Source organism: Methanolobus sp. WCC1 (assembly GCF_045690315.1).
In the GTDB taxonomy this organism is placed as follows: domain Archaea; phylum Halobacteriota; class Methanosarcinia; order Methanosarcinales; family Methanosarcinaceae; genus Methanolobus; species Methanolobus tindarius.
On record NZ_CP146979.1, the window covers coordinates 1,562,303 to 1,578,801 of the forward strand.

The 16,499-nt window shown below is 34.3% G+C and carries 8 protein-coding genes; 6 read left to right on the forward strand and 2 right to left on the reverse strand.

Translation table 11 applies throughout. From position 1 onward, the window contains the following. Nucleotides 1-158: 158 nt before the first annotated feature. From V7O61_RS07495 to V7O61_RS07520, 6 genes are all read left to right on the forward strand, one after another. Nucleotides 159-2,603: an N-6 DNA methylase gene (locus V7O61_RS07495; protein WP_407282266.1), complete on the forward strand. Its 2,445-nt coding sequence runs from the start codon at nucleotides 159-161 to the stop codon at nucleotides 2,601-2,603. 190 nt (nucleotides 2,604-2,793) lie between these two features. Next, a complete protein-coding gene (locus V7O61_RS07500) occupies nucleotides 2,794-4,074 on the forward strand; it encodes an McrC family protein (RefSeq protein WP_407282265.1) in 1,281 nt (426 codons plus the stop codon). Nucleotides 4,075-4,085: 11 nt separating this feature from the next. Next, the gene (locus tag V7O61_RS07505; RefSeq protein WP_407282264.1) at nucleotides 4,086-6,572 is read left to right on the forward strand and encodes an AAA family ATPase; all 2,487 of its coding nucleotides are present in this window, start codon (nucleotides 4,086-4,088) and stop codon (nucleotides 6,570-6,572) included. Nucleotides 6,573-7,058: 486 nt separating this feature from the next. Next, entirely contained in the window at nucleotides 7,059-12,860 is a 5,802-nt protein-coding gene (locus V7O61_RS07510; RefSeq protein ID WP_288069067.1) for a DUF3320 domain-containing protein, read from the forward strand. 25 nt (nucleotides 12,861-12,885) lie between these two features. After that, nucleotides 12,886-14,646: a tetratricopeptide repeat protein gene (locus V7O61_RS07515; protein ID WP_288069065.1), complete on the forward strand. Its 1,761-nt coding sequence runs from the start codon at nucleotides 12,886-12,888 to the stop codon at nucleotides 14,644-14,646. Between the two features lie 85 nt (nucleotides 14,647-14,731). Next, on the forward strand, nucleotides 14,732-15,226 hold the full coding sequence (locus tag V7O61_RS07520) for a hypothetical protein (protein WP_288069063.1): 495 nt from the start codon (nucleotides 14,732-14,734) through the stop codon (nucleotides 15,224-15,226). Here the strand turns inward: V7O61_RS07520 and V7O61_RS07525 are convergent. Both V7O61_RS07525 and V7O61_RS07530 read right to left on the reverse strand, forming a co-directional pair. After that, a complete protein-coding gene (locus V7O61_RS07525) occupies nucleotides 15,223-15,720 on the reverse strand; it encodes a hypothetical protein (RefSeq protein WP_288069061.1) in 498 nt (165 codons plus the stop codon). The genes V7O61_RS07520 and V7O61_RS07525 overlap by 4 nt on opposite strands. A 17-nt stretch (nucleotides 15,721-15,737) precedes the next feature. Next, the gene (locus tag V7O61_RS07530; protein WP_407282263.1) at nucleotides 15,738-16,409 is read right to left on the reverse strand and encodes a ribonuclease III domain-containing protein; all 672 of its coding nucleotides are present in this window, start codon (nucleotides 16,407-16,409) and stop codon (nucleotides 15,738-15,740) included. Nucleotides 16,410-16,499: the final 90 nt, after the last annotated feature.

Below are 16,499 nucleotides of genomic sequence, written 5' to 3' on the forward strand. Positions count from 1 at the left end.
TAGCCGGATATTTGTCACGATTTTTAGATTCCAAAACACTAACTATCAACATCAATTTTATAAGGTCTCACAACATTAAAGAAAAAAAAGAAGTGATGATTTCTGAAGTTCTCAGATAAAATAATAATATATAATTTGTATAATAATTATCGTGTGTGGTGTTCAACATTACTGACAAAATAGAGTGCTTAAAGCGTAAAAGAGAAATTAATGCGACAAAAGAAGAATTAGTTAGACAAAGCTATTTGGGAAATTTATTCTACTCTTTAAAGTATCCTGAAAGTCATATTGATGTTGAAGTCTCAATTCAGGATGGTTCCACCGAAGTTGTTGATGTTGAAACGAATAAAAAGAAGAGAGCTGATATAGTTGTATATGATGATGCGAAAATGCAGAATATTAAAGCTATAATTGAAGTTAAAAAGAATAAAGCAACAACAGGAGAAAAGCAAGTAAAGTCATATGGGAATGTAACTAATGCAAGGTACTTGGTATGGCATAATGGTGTTGATACAAAAATATGGATGCGTGTAAAACATAAAAATACGTGGAAGTGGAACAAAATCCCTCTTTTACCACGTTTTGGACACGAACATGGAGATGTCATTCCAACTCTTGATGAGCTTGATGATTTAGAAAATAGCATTGGTTTATTCAAATCAATAAATGATTTTATTTGGGTGAATAGTAATATCAAAAATAAAAAAAGTATATTTTTGCAATTTTTGTACATACTGTTTATAAAATTATATGATGAAATGTATAATGCGGAGTTGAATTTTTATATTCTTGAAAGTGAATATAAAGAAATTAACGACTCATCTTCTTGTCTTTCTTTTGAAACAAGAATAAAGGCAATGTTTAATGAACTCAAACAAAGTGTTGACTTCGCAACTATTTTTGATGACAGTGATAAAATTGAACTTGAACCATCTCTTCTAGCTGAAATTGTTTATCGCTTGCAATATCAAAAAATCCGCGGTTCTGACAAAAAGGGAGAGGCTTTCCAATTATTCATATCCCCTTATTATAGGGGTGAAAATGATCAATATTTAACACCAGAACCAATAATTGAAATGATTTTAGATATAGTAAAGCCTACTTTAAAGGATGTAATTTTAGATCCTGCATGTGGTTCTGGAAGATTTCTAACGCATACAATTAATCATTTATCTAGTTCTCTAAGCAAGCAAAACATCGATATAAAAAACTGGGCTTCAAGTCATGTATTTGGAATTGATGTCGAAAAAATATTGGTTAAAATTTCAAAGTTGTACATGGTTCTGATAGGGGACGGACATACTAACATACTTTGTGAAAACAGTATTAGAAAAAAGCGTAGTGAGTTTTCGAATATAAGTGACATCAGTACTGTTATAACCAATCCGCCTTTTGGATCAAGTGAAAAAATAAATGAAATTTCTGTATTAGAAAATTATGAACTAGGGCACGCATGGGACAACAATTTGAATTTAACAGGTGACATCATAAAAGGTCAATCCCAAGGTATTTTGATGCTTGAAAAAAGTTATCATTTTTTGCGAGATGGTGGAAAAATTGGAATTGTTCTGCCAGAAGGCGTGTTTTCAAACTTGAGAGATAATTATATTAGAAAATGGATAGTAACACGTTTTAATGTATTAGCTATTGTATCCCTACCTGAAGAAACATTTAGAGTAAAAACAATTGGTGCAAATGTTAAGACATCAGTTTTAATTGCTGAAAAAAAGCAAGGAGTTAAAACACACAATATTTTCTTTGCAATGCCTAATACAATTGGTTATAATTTGCAGGGTGAAAAGATAAATTCAAATGAAGTGTCAGATGTAAGCAAGTATTTTGAAACCAATAAACAAATTGAAAACAAATATTTCACCATGAGGCTTAGTAATGAACAGCTAATTGATAGGATGGATGCGTCATATTATTCATTCCAAATGGATACAGAAGATACATTTCAACTAGGGGACTTATGTGATGTATTCATTGGGAAAACTCCTACAAAAAAGAATTATCTCGATAAAGGAAATATTAAGATTTTAAAAGTCAGATGTTTAACTAATAGAAACGTTGATTGGTCTGATAAAAATCGAGACTATGTTACAGAGCGGTGGTATAAATCCAAAGATTCAGAATCATTGGATATCAAGAAAAATGATATTATTTTGGCATCTGCAGCTCATGTTGCAAAATACATTGGAGATGAAATAGACATAGTTGATTATATTCCCGATGTATACGATAATGTCATTGCTTCAGCAAAAATAGCTGTCATCAGAGTGAATAACATAAAAATATTAAATCCATATGTTTTATTATTGTATTTGAGAACAGATGAAGGTTATCAGCAAATACAATCAATCGTACGCGGTCAGACTGCTGAAATATATCCACAAGATGTCTTAAAACTTAGATTACCAAATTCATTAAAGGAAATATCTCAAAAAACAGGAACCTTAATACAGGAAGATTATGAAAATGCACTTAAAATGATACGAGACTCTAATTCTACCATTGATAAATTAGAGGAATCATGTGGACTTTCGAAGCATTCAAATATTTTACATACAAAAACATCTCAAAATAACGATTCAGAGGATTGATTTTATTATCCATCTTTAATTTGGGATTATTGGGATCCTTCACTTGAATAATGCACTTGTCTTTGGAATGTTAATCAAGATTATATTTGTTATTTAAGAGAAGGGTTCTACAAAGTTAGTAATATATTAGGACGTTTCCATTCAATTAACCTTATATATAGGTTTATAATCTCTCCCATTTTAATGAAATATGTCCACAATCACCCTTTTCGAATACGAATCCCTTCCCTACTCCTACTCCAAACTCAGTCCCTACTCTAATCACCTCGATCTCATCGACAAACTCAACCAGTCAAACGGTGAACTCCTGACCCTGCACCGCAACAGTCTCCAGGCAAAGCAGTATGTCGGGTTGATCCAGGTCAGGGACCTTTCCATAGAAATACTGCCAAAGATGTACAGGGATGGGTTAACGGAGGCTGGGCAGGTGGAGCATGCTCAGAGGAATCTGCTGTATCTGCTGCATTACTGTTATGACATACCGATCTATGAGAGTGAGGTAGCTCGTATGCAGTCCCGGAAGGCAAACTGGTTCGAGATACTGACCTTTATGTTCACAAGGACGCTTCAGGACATATTCAAGAAAGGTGCTCAGAAGCAGTATATTTCGGTTGAGGAGAATCTTCCTTACTTTAAGGGAAAGTGTTTGATACAGAAACATATCGCAGTCAATAGTTTCAAAAAACACCTGTTCTATGTCAACTATGATGAGTTCAGTCCGGACATTCCACTGAACCAGGTGCTTAAGTTCGTTGTTAATAAGTTAAAGCTCAGGTCACGGGACCTTGAGAACAGAAGGAATCTGCATATTCTGGATCAGGAAATGGACGATATATCATTGGTATCAAATCCTCTTCCATTGCTTGATAAGGTCATCTTCACGAGGTTGAATGAGAATTACAGGCCGGTCTTCAATCTGGCAAAGATGTTCATAGAAGGGAATGTCGTTGAGACATCGGTGGGTTCTACTGGTGCTTTTGCATTCACTTTTGATATGAACTTGCTTTTTGAGCGATTCATTGCTCGTTTTCTCAAAGAACACAGGGAATCTATTCTCCCTGATCATCTTCAGAACTGTGGCATCTATTCCCAGGCAGGTGGCAAAGAGCTTGCCAGGAATTCAAAAGATGGTAAGGTGTTCTGGTTAAGACCGGATATTCTCATTGAAGAAAAAGGTCAGGCACAATTGATCATCGATACAAAGTACAAGAAACTGAAAAAAGAAGACAGGAAACTTGGAATCTCTATTTCAGATATGTATCAGATGGCTGCTTATGCAAGCAGATACTGTTGTTCCAATATCATTTTACTTTACCCTCGTACTGCAGGAGGGAATGAAGCAATTCTTGAGGAATATACAATACAAGGGTCTGGTCACAAGGTCAGGATAGCAACAGTGGACCTACGAGTTGATCTGACAAATCCAATTAACAAAATGAAACTTATAAACGATCTGAAAGGGATACTATGAGAGGTTTAAGAATGGTAAATATATGGTTAATACGACCGGGTGAAGAAGCTCGTTTATGGGAAGAGTTCCAGAATAAAAAATGTATTGCGATCGGATGGGAGGATGATAGTTACTCAAAGTATCAGTCTCTTGCAGATGTAAGATTAGTACATGGTATGAACAATGCGAACTCTATCTGGTACTTCTACAAACACATGAAAATAGGCGACATAGCTGTTGCTATCAAGGGTCAGAAGGGAATCCAGGGTATTGGAAAGATCACAAGCAGATATATTGAACCAAATGATCCACAGAATCCCGGAATGGAATACGGACATGTACGATTTGTTGAATGGTTGGTCGTTGGTAAGGTAAGGGATCTCTCCTATAATCTCCCTCAAAAGACCATCACTCCACTGAAAGATAACTGGAAATGGGAAGAAATAAAGAATGAGTATATTCAGCTCGATGGAAAGTATAAGGAAATATTCGCTGAACTAGAGAGTGAGAATAAAATAGACCTTTCCCAGCTCATAAAAACGTTCGTATCTGAATTGGATTCAGATGAATTGAAAGATAGTCGAAATGATTTCATAGCACGTAGTGAGAACGTACACAATAAAATAAGAACAGAAAACGTTGACTCATTGACTGAAGAAGACATCTTCGATATTTTGAAAAATACAGAGGCTACATCTCTGGGAAGTCTTGAGTTTGATAGGATAATACAAGAGAACGACGGTTTTGACAAATTTAAAAGAAAGCTGGTGGATGTTCTCGAAACAACCAGCTTAGATGAAAGTGATGTTAGCAATCTGTTTACTTCATTTAAAGGGTTGGGACGTGCCTATTCAACTGAATTAATGTGCTTAAAGCAACCGGACAAATTCTGGATATGGAATTCACTCACAGATAAATTATTTTCAAAAATGAACGTTGATAGCGGACAAAATCTTTCCCCCGGAAAAAAGTATTTGGCTATGCAACAATACGTGTCTGATATCTTGCAGGATCTAAAAAACAATGGCTTAGAAGATGCAACCTATTTAGATGTCAACCTGTTTGCCAGATGGTTAAAAGAGAAAGATGTTTCCATTGGTTCTAATAATAATATTACAGATACCACAGCTATTCTGGATAATCCTCTACTCACAGGTGCACTGTCACATACAAAAAATGTGATATTGTATGGTCCTCCCGGCACCGGAAAAACATATACAGTTCAGCAATTCATAAAGACATTCCTGGCAGGTCAGCTATCAAAACCGAAGTCATTTGATGATATCAAAATGGAGTATCTTCAGGATCTGACATGGTATCAAATCACTGCATTATCTATGTATTTGATGGGCAAAGAGAAGAAGATAAAAGTTGCAGATCTAAAAAGTGATGAGTTCATTATATTTTACTCTGATAGAATAAAGGAAAGGGAAAAGGGTCTTTCTCAATCATTATGGGCCACACTACAAATTCATTCTAACCCTAACAGTAAAAACGTAAAGTATGAACGCCGAAGTTCCCCCATTCTGTTTGATAAAACAGAAAATAGTGAGTGGTATTTATTGCCAGATGGCATAGAATATGTTGAAACAAACCTCTCTGAAATTGTAGATGTTCTTTCAAGTAAGAAAGGGGTTAGTGAAGAAAAGACCATTGAGCAGTTCTGCACTTTCGTCACGTTCCACCAGTCATATGGATACGAGGATTTCATTGAAGGATTAAAACCAGTTGTCAATGACAATGGAGATGTTTCCTATAGAGTAGAAGCCGGTGTTTTCAAAGAGATAAGTGAAAGGGCCAGACATGATACTGAAAACAATTATGTCCTTGTCATTGATGAGATCAACAGAGGAAATATTGCCAAGATTTTTGGTGAACTTATCACCCTGATCGAAGATGATAAGCGTAGTGAAGCCAACAAAAAAGGACTAAGTGTAAAGCTTCCGTATTCAAAGACCGAGTTCTCTGTGCCTTCAAACCTTTATATTCTAGGAACTATGAACACTGCAGATCGTTCTATAGCATTATTGGATATTGCTCTGAGAAGAAGGTTCACTTTCCTGGAGATCATGCCGGATTATTCTATTATCGAGTTCAATGTTGGCGGAGTAAATATCGACTCATTACTGGAAGGGCTTAATATCACGGTTTCTGCTTTGATAGATAGGGATCACCAAATAGGTCACAGTTATTTCTGCGACTTAGCAGATCTGGAAGAGGATTTAGCTAAAGACAAACTGTATTTCATATGGTATAAAAAGATCATACCTCTGCTGCAGGAGTATTTCTATAATGACTGGGAGCAGCTCAAGCTTATTCTTGGGGATTTTGTTGTTGAGAATGGAACCCACAGAGTTCCTGCTTTGAAAGATAAGATCGTTAACAAGAGTTATGAGATTAGGGATTTTGAAGGGGATTGGGATGCTTTTTCAAGGGCTTTGAACAAGATATATGCTGGTGAACAAGACTTCACAGTTGATAAAGAGATATCAAGTTCAGAAAATGTAAATGCTCTCTAATGTGTGGAAATACGGAGTGTGCTAAATAAAGCACATAATCATGCTCAGGAATTCGATTATAGATCGCCAGAACTCCTTTGTCCTAGCATCCATAATCGTAATTCTGCCTTACCATCCTGCACTGATACCCAGCTTCTAATGATTATGAAATTTAATTGGCTTGAATGTGCTGAACACTTTAGTGGTTGTGTGACCCATAAAAACCAGGTCTATCCTTTAATCCTGTGTTCTCTGGCAAAACTGATTAACTGCTATTCCTGACAAGCTTGTGGACGCTCTATTTTTCGATGTGTTCAACGATCATGAGTGAAAAGAGACTGTATGATTGAAATATCTACAAATACTTAAACATAGAATTTAAGTATTATTACTACTTTTTATTATATAGGTTTAAAAGTGGTAATTCAAAAGATGTGTGTAGGATTCTGTTAATCCAAGTTCAGTAAATGGGAATTCTTAACTATTTTTTGTTACCATTTAATTTATATGTCAAAATATATTTATACAATTGATTATGTGTATTTATGTGGTTTAATTATACAATTTATTTCTCGCAAAAAACGTAATTATAATGCCTGGAGCAATGGTATGAGTTCTATTAATAAACAGTTGGAAGTCGCACGGCAGGGTTTATTGGATCTAACAATGCGGAATAGTCTTTTAAATTTCCGTCAATCCAAAACAAAAACAATGAAAATTATAGATGAAATTCCAAGTGAGATTTACAATCATCTAGTTATTCAAGAAAAGAAAATGGAATTTCTTCCTAAAAGAATTAACCAGAAAAAAGAGTTTGAATATGATGCTATTGCTAACGATAATAATTTGGATGCATCGAATGTTGATTTAGATTCAGAAGATGTTTCAGTTCTCTGGAAAATGCCAGAAGAAGATATGGATCTAGAAGATAAATATGTTGACAAATATCTTCAAACTGCTTTGAGAAGCGAAGACCTCCAAAAAAAACTTTATTATATCAGCAAGCAAGCACACTCGGCCCTTGAAGAACAAGGACATACTATTCTTTACCTTGCTCTTGGTTATCTGGAGTGGAATGATCCAAAAGATACATCCCAAATGAAAAAAGCTCCATTGGTTTTACTTCCTGTAGAACTGACCCGAAAAGGTGTAGGTGGTTCATTTCAGTTATCATGGACAGGAGAAGACGTATTTACCAACATTTCCCTTCAAACAAAACTTGGTGAATATAATATTTCATTCCCTGATTTTCAAATGCCTGATGAAAAAGAAGGTATCAATGCGTATTATCAGGAAGTTACAGATGCAGTTAAAAAGAAACCCGAATGGAAAGTGCTATCTGATATTAATTTGGGATTTTTCAGTTTTACTAAGTTTATTATGTATAAGGACCTTGACCCTGTTGCATGGCCAAAAGGTAATTCACCAGCAAAGCATCCTTTGATCAAAGAGATTTTTAATCCTGATAATAGCATATCTGATAATGAATGTTCACTAGGTTTCTCAGAAAAAGATGTAGATACCAAACTCAAGGCAAAGGATATCTATCATGTAATGGATGCGGATCCATCCCAAATAGCTGTGATAGAAGATGTAAAATCAGGTATGAATCTGGTCGTTGAAGGTCCTCCAGGCACAGGAAAATCTCAGACCATAACAAATATTATTGCAGAACTTCTTGCATCAGGAAAAACAGTACTTTTCGTTAGTGAAAAAATGGCAGCTCTTGAAGTAGTAAAGAGTCGTCTTGATCAGACTGGCATAGGTGACTTCTGTTTAGAACTGCATAGTAAGAAAGCAAATAAAAAAGAAGTGCTTAAAGAGTTAGAACGTACTCTTAATTTATCGCAACCAAAGTCCGTATCATTAAATACTCATTTTAGTAAGCTGGAATCTCTGAAATCTGAACTAAATGACTATGCAAGTGCTTTACGAGAACCATTTGCTAATATTGGGCGTTCTCCTTTCGATTTATTTTGTATGAAAGAAGATGCTTTGAGACATTTTGAAAAAACAGGAATCGACTTACCACCATTGATTTTATCAAACGTTGAGGAATGTAGTCAGCAAGAGTGGTCAGAAGCAATAGATGCTCTTACAAGTCTATCTGAGGTATTGCCACTCGTAACACCTATTAATAGCCATCAATGGAATGACTGTAATCCAGGAATAGTACTTCCTTCAGACGAATTAGAAATAGAAGGTATGATTAATGACTGTAAGACATCCTTAGATAATCTGACTCGTTCCATTGGTACTCTTAGCCAACTCAGCTCAGTAAAAATCTCATTGACGCTAAAAGAACTTGAATCCTCTCTTTCTGCCTCAGATATTGTAGCGATGTCAAATCCCATTGAAAAGGAAATTCTATTGAATGAAAGGTGGGATAACGAACCTGAAAGAGTCACCTCTCTAATTTCAAAAGTAGATAATTTCAATAAGCAAAATTCTTTAGTTGATACAATATTCAAAGAGGAAGCATTTGATGAGAACATAGATTTATTTATTGAAAAGTACAGTGATTTATGTAATAAATATTCTATAGTTCCATTTTTTGATTCTACATATTTAAATCATCCTTGGAAAGCAAGTACCAACAATGAATCTGTTCACTTAGATTCAAATGAAATCGAATCACTTATAGATAACTGCAAGGAATCATTGTTTGAACTTGAAAGTTCAATTGAAGAAGTGTGTGAGAAATGTTCAATACATCAACCTTTCGCAATAGAAGAAATAAGCTCTTCTATTTCTGCAGCAAGAGTTGTTGCAGCATCAAAACCTGTAGATAAAAAGGTATTATTAAATAAAGAATGGAATGAACAGAGCAGTAAAGCTGAATCCTTGATTAAAAAAGTCCAGGATTTCCAAAAACAAAAAGAGAATCTTGAGTCTACTTTTAGTGATAATGCATTTGAACAGGATATCGATTCTATAACAAAGGAATACAAAGAATTGTCTGCTAAATTCTTTATTATAAGAGTTTTTAATGGCAGATATCGTTACTTGAAAAATGAGATAAATTCTTTTTACAAAGGCATTGCTCCTAAAAAGACAGAGATTATTATTTCTGATTTAAATGATTTGTATGCATGTCTAAAGTGTAAAAAAGAAATAAATGAGTCTAATGATAGTGGACAAAGTCTGTTTGGTTCTCACTGGAAAGAAGAAGATAGTGATCCTCAAATGCTCACTTCCTTTTCAGACTGGATTGTATCTTTCAGACAACAATTATTGAAGGATGCTTTCAATGATCAGGTTGTTGATAAAGTCAGTTCTGGTATTTCCAGAGAAAATGTAGAAGAATTAATCGAGAAACTAAATAAAGCAACGGAGAATTTTATAAAACAGCGTGATAATTTAGCAAGTCTTATAGGTATTTCTCCAAATTTACTATTTTCTTCTAAAAATCAAAAATCCACATTTGAGGACATAAGCCTTCAGTTAGAACAATGGAAACATGGCATCGTAGAGCGTGATAAATGGATAAACTCTACTAAGGAGTTCTATATAAGTTCACCTCCCGAAAAAGCTGAAGATATTATTTTTGATCTTAATGAACTTTTAAAATGTATTACACTAAAAAGTGAATTAAGAGATTTAAATGAAGAAGGATTTGCCTTTTTTGGTCATCACTGGAAATGTGAACAAACTGAATTGCAGACGTTGAATTCATTTGAGGAATGGATATTATCTTTCCGTCAATGTTTATCAGAATTTAAGGAAGATGTATTTGAAAATATAAGTTCAGGTATCTCCAAAGATGAACTGAAAACTACTATTAAGGAAGTAACACAGAATGCAGATGTTTTTACAATACAATGTGATAAATTATTCAAAAGACTTGGTTTAGACTATGAATTAAGCTTTGCCTCAGAATTTGATAATTTATCATTTGAATTTTTAGATTCTCAGCTTCAATTATGGAAAGAGGCGATGCCAATGCTTCAGAACTGGGGACAATTCACTATAAAAAGGGATGCATGTCTTGATACATTTGCTTCACCTATTATAGATCTCGTCAATTCAGATCAAATAGAATATAATGATATTGTTCCGTGTTTTGAAGGTGTTTTTGCTGAAAATCTTCTCAGATGTGCATTCCGTGAAAGAAAAACATTAGCAGGTTTTATTGGCGAACTTCATGAAAAGAAAATTGATTCATTTACAGAACTTGACCGTGAGTTAATTCTAGAGAATAGGCAAAGACTTGCACGTTTACTGTATGAGAAACAACCTTCTATTTACTCAGGTGCATCTCCCGGATCAGAATTAGGTATCCTATTAGGGGAATTCAACAGAAAACGAAAGCATATGCCTATCAGACAGTTGATGAGGAATACGGGAGGCTTAATACAAAAGATTAAACCTTGTTTTATGATGAGTCCTCTTTCAATTGCGCAATTTTTGGATCCTGTTGTTAATGATTTTGATGTAGTTGTATTTGATGAGGCAAGTCAGGTTAAGCCAGAAGATGCTTTGGGAGCATTATTACGTGCAAAACAGTGTGTAATAATTGGAGATACCCGTCAGCTTCCACCGACAAGTTTCTTTGATAAAATGCTTAGTTCAATAGAGGATAATGAGGAAGAAGGGGTGGTTTCAGTATCGGATATTGAAAGCATTCTTCATTTATGCAAGCGTAGTTTTCCAATAAAGAACCTGCGCTGGCATTACCGTAGCAGACATGAGTCTTTGATTGCAGTTTCTAATGAGGAATTTTATGAGCAGAATCTTGTAATATACCCATCTCCTATGGCTGATATGGATAATCTTGGTTTGAAGTTTGTTCATCTTCCTGATACTGTGTATAAGAGCTCAATGAATAGGAAAGAAGCTAAAGCTGTGGCAAAAGCTGCCTTTGAACATTTCAACGATTATCCTGAGAAAAGTCTTGGAATTGGTACTTTTAATGTAAAACAACAGCAAGCAATTCAGGAAGAAGTTGATATACTTCTTATGCAAAATCCTGAGATGAACGAATTCTTTGATAATAAACGCCCAGATCATTTCTTTGTCAAGAATCTAGAAACAATACAGGGTGATGAAAGAGATGTAATTTTCATCAGTACTGGATATGGCTTCGATGAAAATAGAAAATTTAGACTTAATTTTGGTCCACTTAATAAAGAGGGTGGAGAAAGAAGGTTGAATGTACTTATAACACGTGCACGTGAAAAATGTGTTGTATTTTCTAATTTCAAAGCAACGGATCTTAATAGTAGTCGTGAGCTACCCGTTGGTGTTAAAGCTTTAAAGGTATTCATGGATTTTGCTGAAAACAGAACTCTTTCCAGTGTTAATAAAGAAAAAGAACAATGTTCATCTTTTGAGAAATCTGTTTATGACTTCCTTTGTGATTGTGGCTATAAAGTAGAAAAGAAGGTAGGATGTGCAGGCTATCTTGTTGATATGGCAATTGTTGATTCTAAGTGTCAAGGAAGATACATTTTAGGAATCGAATGTGATGCTGATAAATATCATTCATCTCATGTTGCACGAGATAGGGATAGACTGAGCCAGCAAATACTTGAAAACTTAGAATGGAAAGTTTATCGTGTATGGTCTACAGATTGGTATCGAAACAGGAAAGGTAGCCAGACAAAATTAAAAAGCTTCATTGATAATATTATCGAGACAAGTTCTAAACCTCTAAATATAAATAAAAAGCAGTTGAAAAGCCAAATTAAGAGAGAAGATACTATTATAGAACGAAAAGAGATTATTAATACTTCAGTATCTGAAAAAACCCCCTTAGACTTTATTCCTGAATATGAAGTATGTACAACAATTGATATTGATACAACTAGGCAGATACCTGAATTATCACATTCAGAGCTTGAAAGAGCCATAATTCAGATATTAGAAGTTGAGTCTCCAGTCCATTTAGATGATGTAATCAAAAGACTTAGGGAAAATCATGGAATAAAAAGAACCGGTAACAAAATAAAAGATGCTATTTTTGGGACAATAGATTATTCTCAAAAGAGAGGCAACCTTTCTAATTGCAATGGTTTTCTTTGGTTAGATGAACGCCAAACTCCAAAAGTTCGTCAACGTGGAAATGGAGTTCCTGCAAAGATAGAAATGATTTGTGATGAAGAAATCTCAGAAGCTATAAAACTGGTTCTTAAAACCCAACATGCTACTTCTCCGGATGAACTTGCGACTCAAACATCACGTTTGTTTGGAATAAGATCCACTAGCGAAATGGTTGCTGAGAGAATAAAATCTGTAATGAATTCTTTATTAAATAGGAATCATTTGAGAACTTTACCTAATGGTATGATTGATATTGCTGAAATATGAACAAATTTAAAAGGGAGGCATAGTCATGACTTTACTATCAAAAATATTTGGGAAGGAAAATAATTTAGAAAAGGAATCTGTAAATACAAGCACTGATGAGAATGCATCCGTAGGTGATAAAGAGCTTTTCAAAAATAGAGAAGATAAGTCTTCAATTGGAGAAAGACAAAGTATAAAAACAGAAAAAGAAAATAATTTGTTAGATAAAGGCATTGCACTAAGTGAAGCTGGGTTATATGACAAAGCTCTAAAGTTATATGACAAAGTTATAAGAATCAATCCACAAAATGAAGATGCTTGGTATCATAAAGCTGAAATATTCAGAAATATGGGCTTGTATGATGGGGCAATTGAATCTTATGATAAAGTCCTCGAAATTAACCCACAAAACAAAGATGCTTTTTTTAATAAAGAAGAAGCATTATCATTTTTAGGATGCAATGAAGAAGTATCTAATGATTTAGGAATTAATTCGCATGCTGAAGATACTTGGTACTTTAAAGTTAAAGAGTTATGCAATTTAGGACGCTATGAAGAAACAATTGAATATTGTGATAAAGCAATTGAGATTGACCCACAAAACGAAGAGGCTTGGTGTGCTAAAGCTGATATGTTACATGATCTTGAACGCTACGAAGAAGCAATTGAATCTTATGATAAAGCACTAGAAATTAATCCACAAAATGATATGAATTGGCACTTTAAAGGCAGTGCATTAAGTAATCTTGAACGTTATGAAGAAGCAATTAACTCGTTTGATAATGCTATAGATATCAATCCACAAAATGAAGCGAGTTGGGGCTATAAAGCCGCTGTGTTATATGATCTTGAACGCTACGATGAAGCAATTGAATCATATGATAAAGCATTAGAAATTAATCCACAAAATGATGTTAGTTGGCACTTTAAAGGCAGTGCATTAGATGAGCTGGAATGCTATGATGAAGCAATTGAATCTTATGATAAAGCACTAGAAATTAATCCACAAAATGAAGGTTTGTGGCATGATAAAGGTCTTGTGTTAAGCAAGTTGGGACACCACGAAGAAGCAATTAACTTTTTTGATAAAGCTCTAGATATTAACCCACAAAATGAAGATGCTTGGTTTGCAAAAGCCAATTCATTGAACGCTCTGGAACTCTATGAAGAAGCAATTAACTCTTTTGATAAAGTTCTAGATATTAACCCACAACACCTGGGTGCTTGGTTAGCAAAAGCCATTGCATTAATGACTCCTGCATTAAATGTTGAAAACTACAAAGACTACGAAAAAGCAATTGAATCTTTTGATGAAGCAATTGAATCTTTTGATAAAGCTATTGAATCTTTTGATAAGGGGATTGAATATTTAGATAAAGCACTAGAGATTGAGCCAGACAATGAAGATGCTTTGTCATTAAAAGCTACTGTTTTGTCATTAGAAACTACTGTTTTGTCATTAAAGATTAATGCCTTGTACCAGTCCGAAAGTTATAAAGAAGTAATTGAGACTTGCAATAAAGTGCTTGAAATTGACCCACAAGATGAAAATGTTTGGCACTTCAAAGCCACTGCGTTACATAATATGGAACGCTACGAAGAAACAATTGAAGTTTCTGAGAAATTACTCCGAATTAATCCACAAAATATTGCTGGATGGTATATGAAAGCCCATACATTACGCAATCTGGAACGTTACGGAGAAGCACTTGATATTTATGATAAAGCACTTGATATTGACCCACAAAACGAAGCAATATTAAATGAAAAAAAGGAGTTAGAAACTTTTATTCAAGATAATGAGTAATAAATTATAGGGATGCTAGGAGGCTGCGCAGGTGGGACATACTCAGAGGAATCTGATGTAATAGGCAATCAAAGGTAATGAAAACATGAGTTGCAATTATAATTTTGCGAAGTGGGAAAAATGGGAGAATCGGAATATTTTATCTGGAATCAACTATCCTGGTATATATTGTATAGCAATTGCAGAATATGATATCTCTGGAAAGAACTTTGAATGGATTCCTGATATTACATATATTGGCATGACAAACTCAAAGGGTGGACTCAAGAGCCGTTTAAAACAGTTTGATAATACTATTCGATGGAAAGAAGGACATGGTGGTGCTTGTCGTGTTAGAAGGAAATACCCAATTTATCGTGAACTGGTATCCAAACTCTTTGTTTCAGTTTTCTCATTCCACTGTGATGTTAATCAAATCAACCCACAGAATTTGCGGATAATGGGGGATGTTGCAAAACATGAATATGATTGTATTGCAGCTTACGTTGAAATATTTGGAGAACAACCTGAGTTTAATGATAAAGACCGCTCACCTAAAAGTGATAAAAACATGAAATCCCATTATTCAAGTGAAACTTAGTATCCGGTGATTTGATAAGAGATATTTTTAAGATTGTAATTACCAAATAGTATATCCTTTAATGTGCTCTCTTTTTCTTTCATTTCATCCAGTATCTCTATCTCTCTATCAATAATATCAAGAGGAGGAATATTTTCTAATTTGTAAGATTTTCCTATCTCAAAGGTTGGCTTTTTATCAAAGACCATACGAAAATCTGTTGCAGATTCACATTTAGTACATGAACCCAATGCATAGTTCAGTTTGTATGAGCGTCTTTCTCGTATAAGAAACGGGTTGTATCTACGTTCCAGATAATTAAGACTGTTTTTTGAAACGCGCATATCAGCATAATAAAATGTTCTTCCACGCATTATTTTAGTATTGATATCAAGCACATCTACAAAAATGAACGTGTTTTTTTCTTGCTCCAATCTTGATCTTTCAGATTTGAGCCAGCTAATCAATCTATTTAGCTTGGTATGGTCTAATCTGGGATTCGTACTTTCTTTCATTATATCTCCTCTAAAGATCACTTAAGAACAACAATTGAAGAAACAACTGAGTTTAATCCGGATTCAGCATAGATCACACCGAACAGTGCTTCAATAATGGTTCCTTTTGCATGGTTGGTTTTCTCTTTATTTGTCCGGGAAACCTTATTCGGTATCCTCGATGTATATAGATCCCATTTATCGCATACTTTTGCCAGATTCTCATTTGATGCTATATCTGAACGCTGTTTTGTAAGTTTTCCCACATTTGAGATATTTGGCTGCCATAAGACCTGAGCCAAAGCCAGATCGATTGCAGCATCTCCTATAAAGGCTAGAACTTTAGCTGCTTGATCCAAATTAAGATCTGTTTCAAAATCGTAGTCTATTCCTGCTTTTTTGTAAAACTTACTTAGTTCTCCAAAAAGACTTCTAATTCCTGGCTGAATGAAAGTTAAGACTACAAGATCAGGATCATTGAATGTGTACTGTAATTTCTTTTCTAAAAATGGGATTTTCTTGAGTTTTATAGTTTGTATTTCTTCGTTGATAGTATCAATTTGACTTATCCAGTTGTCTATTTTCTTTCTATCATTTTTATTGTTATCAGGTAACATTTTCTTTTGATCATTTAATTGATTGATAAACATAGGAAATTCATCAAAAGTTCCTGCAATATTCCATTTTAGTTTTAGATAAGACTCATTCATACTCGTGTTCAATTCAAACAAACTCCTGACATAATTAATAGTATTCAACAAATTATTATATTATTACTGTATTATGTGTATATGTATATT

Bases quoted from the DNA above. Each gene is read 5' to 3' on its own strand.
- V7O61_RS07500 (WP_407282265.1), top strand. From the start codon at position 2,794: ATGTCCACAATCACCCTTTTCGAATACGAATCCCTTCCCTACTCCTAC.
- V7O61_RS07505 (WP_407282264.1), top strand. From the start codon at position 4,086: ATGGTAAATATATGGTTAATACGACCGGGTGAAGAAGCTCGTTTATGG.
- V7O61_RS07510 (WP_288069067.1), top strand. From the start codon at position 7,059: ATGTCAAAATATATTTATACAATTGATTATGTGTATTTATGTGGTTTA.
- V7O61_RS07515 (WP_288069065.1), top strand. From the start codon at position 12,886: ATGACTTTACTATCAAAAATATTTGGGAAGGAAAATAATTTAGAAAAG.
- V7O61_RS07520 (WP_288069063.1), top strand. From the start codon at position 14,732: ATGAGTTGCAATTATAATTTTGCGAAGTGGGAAAAATGGGAGAATCGG.
- V7O61_RS07525 (WP_288069061.1), bottom strand. From the start codon at position 15,720: ATGAAAGAAAGTACGAATCCCAGATTAGACCATACCAAGCTAAATAGA.
- V7O61_RS07530 (WP_407282263.1), bottom strand. From the start codon at position 16,409: ATGAATGAGTCTTATCTAAAACTAAAATGGAATATTGCAGGAACTTTT.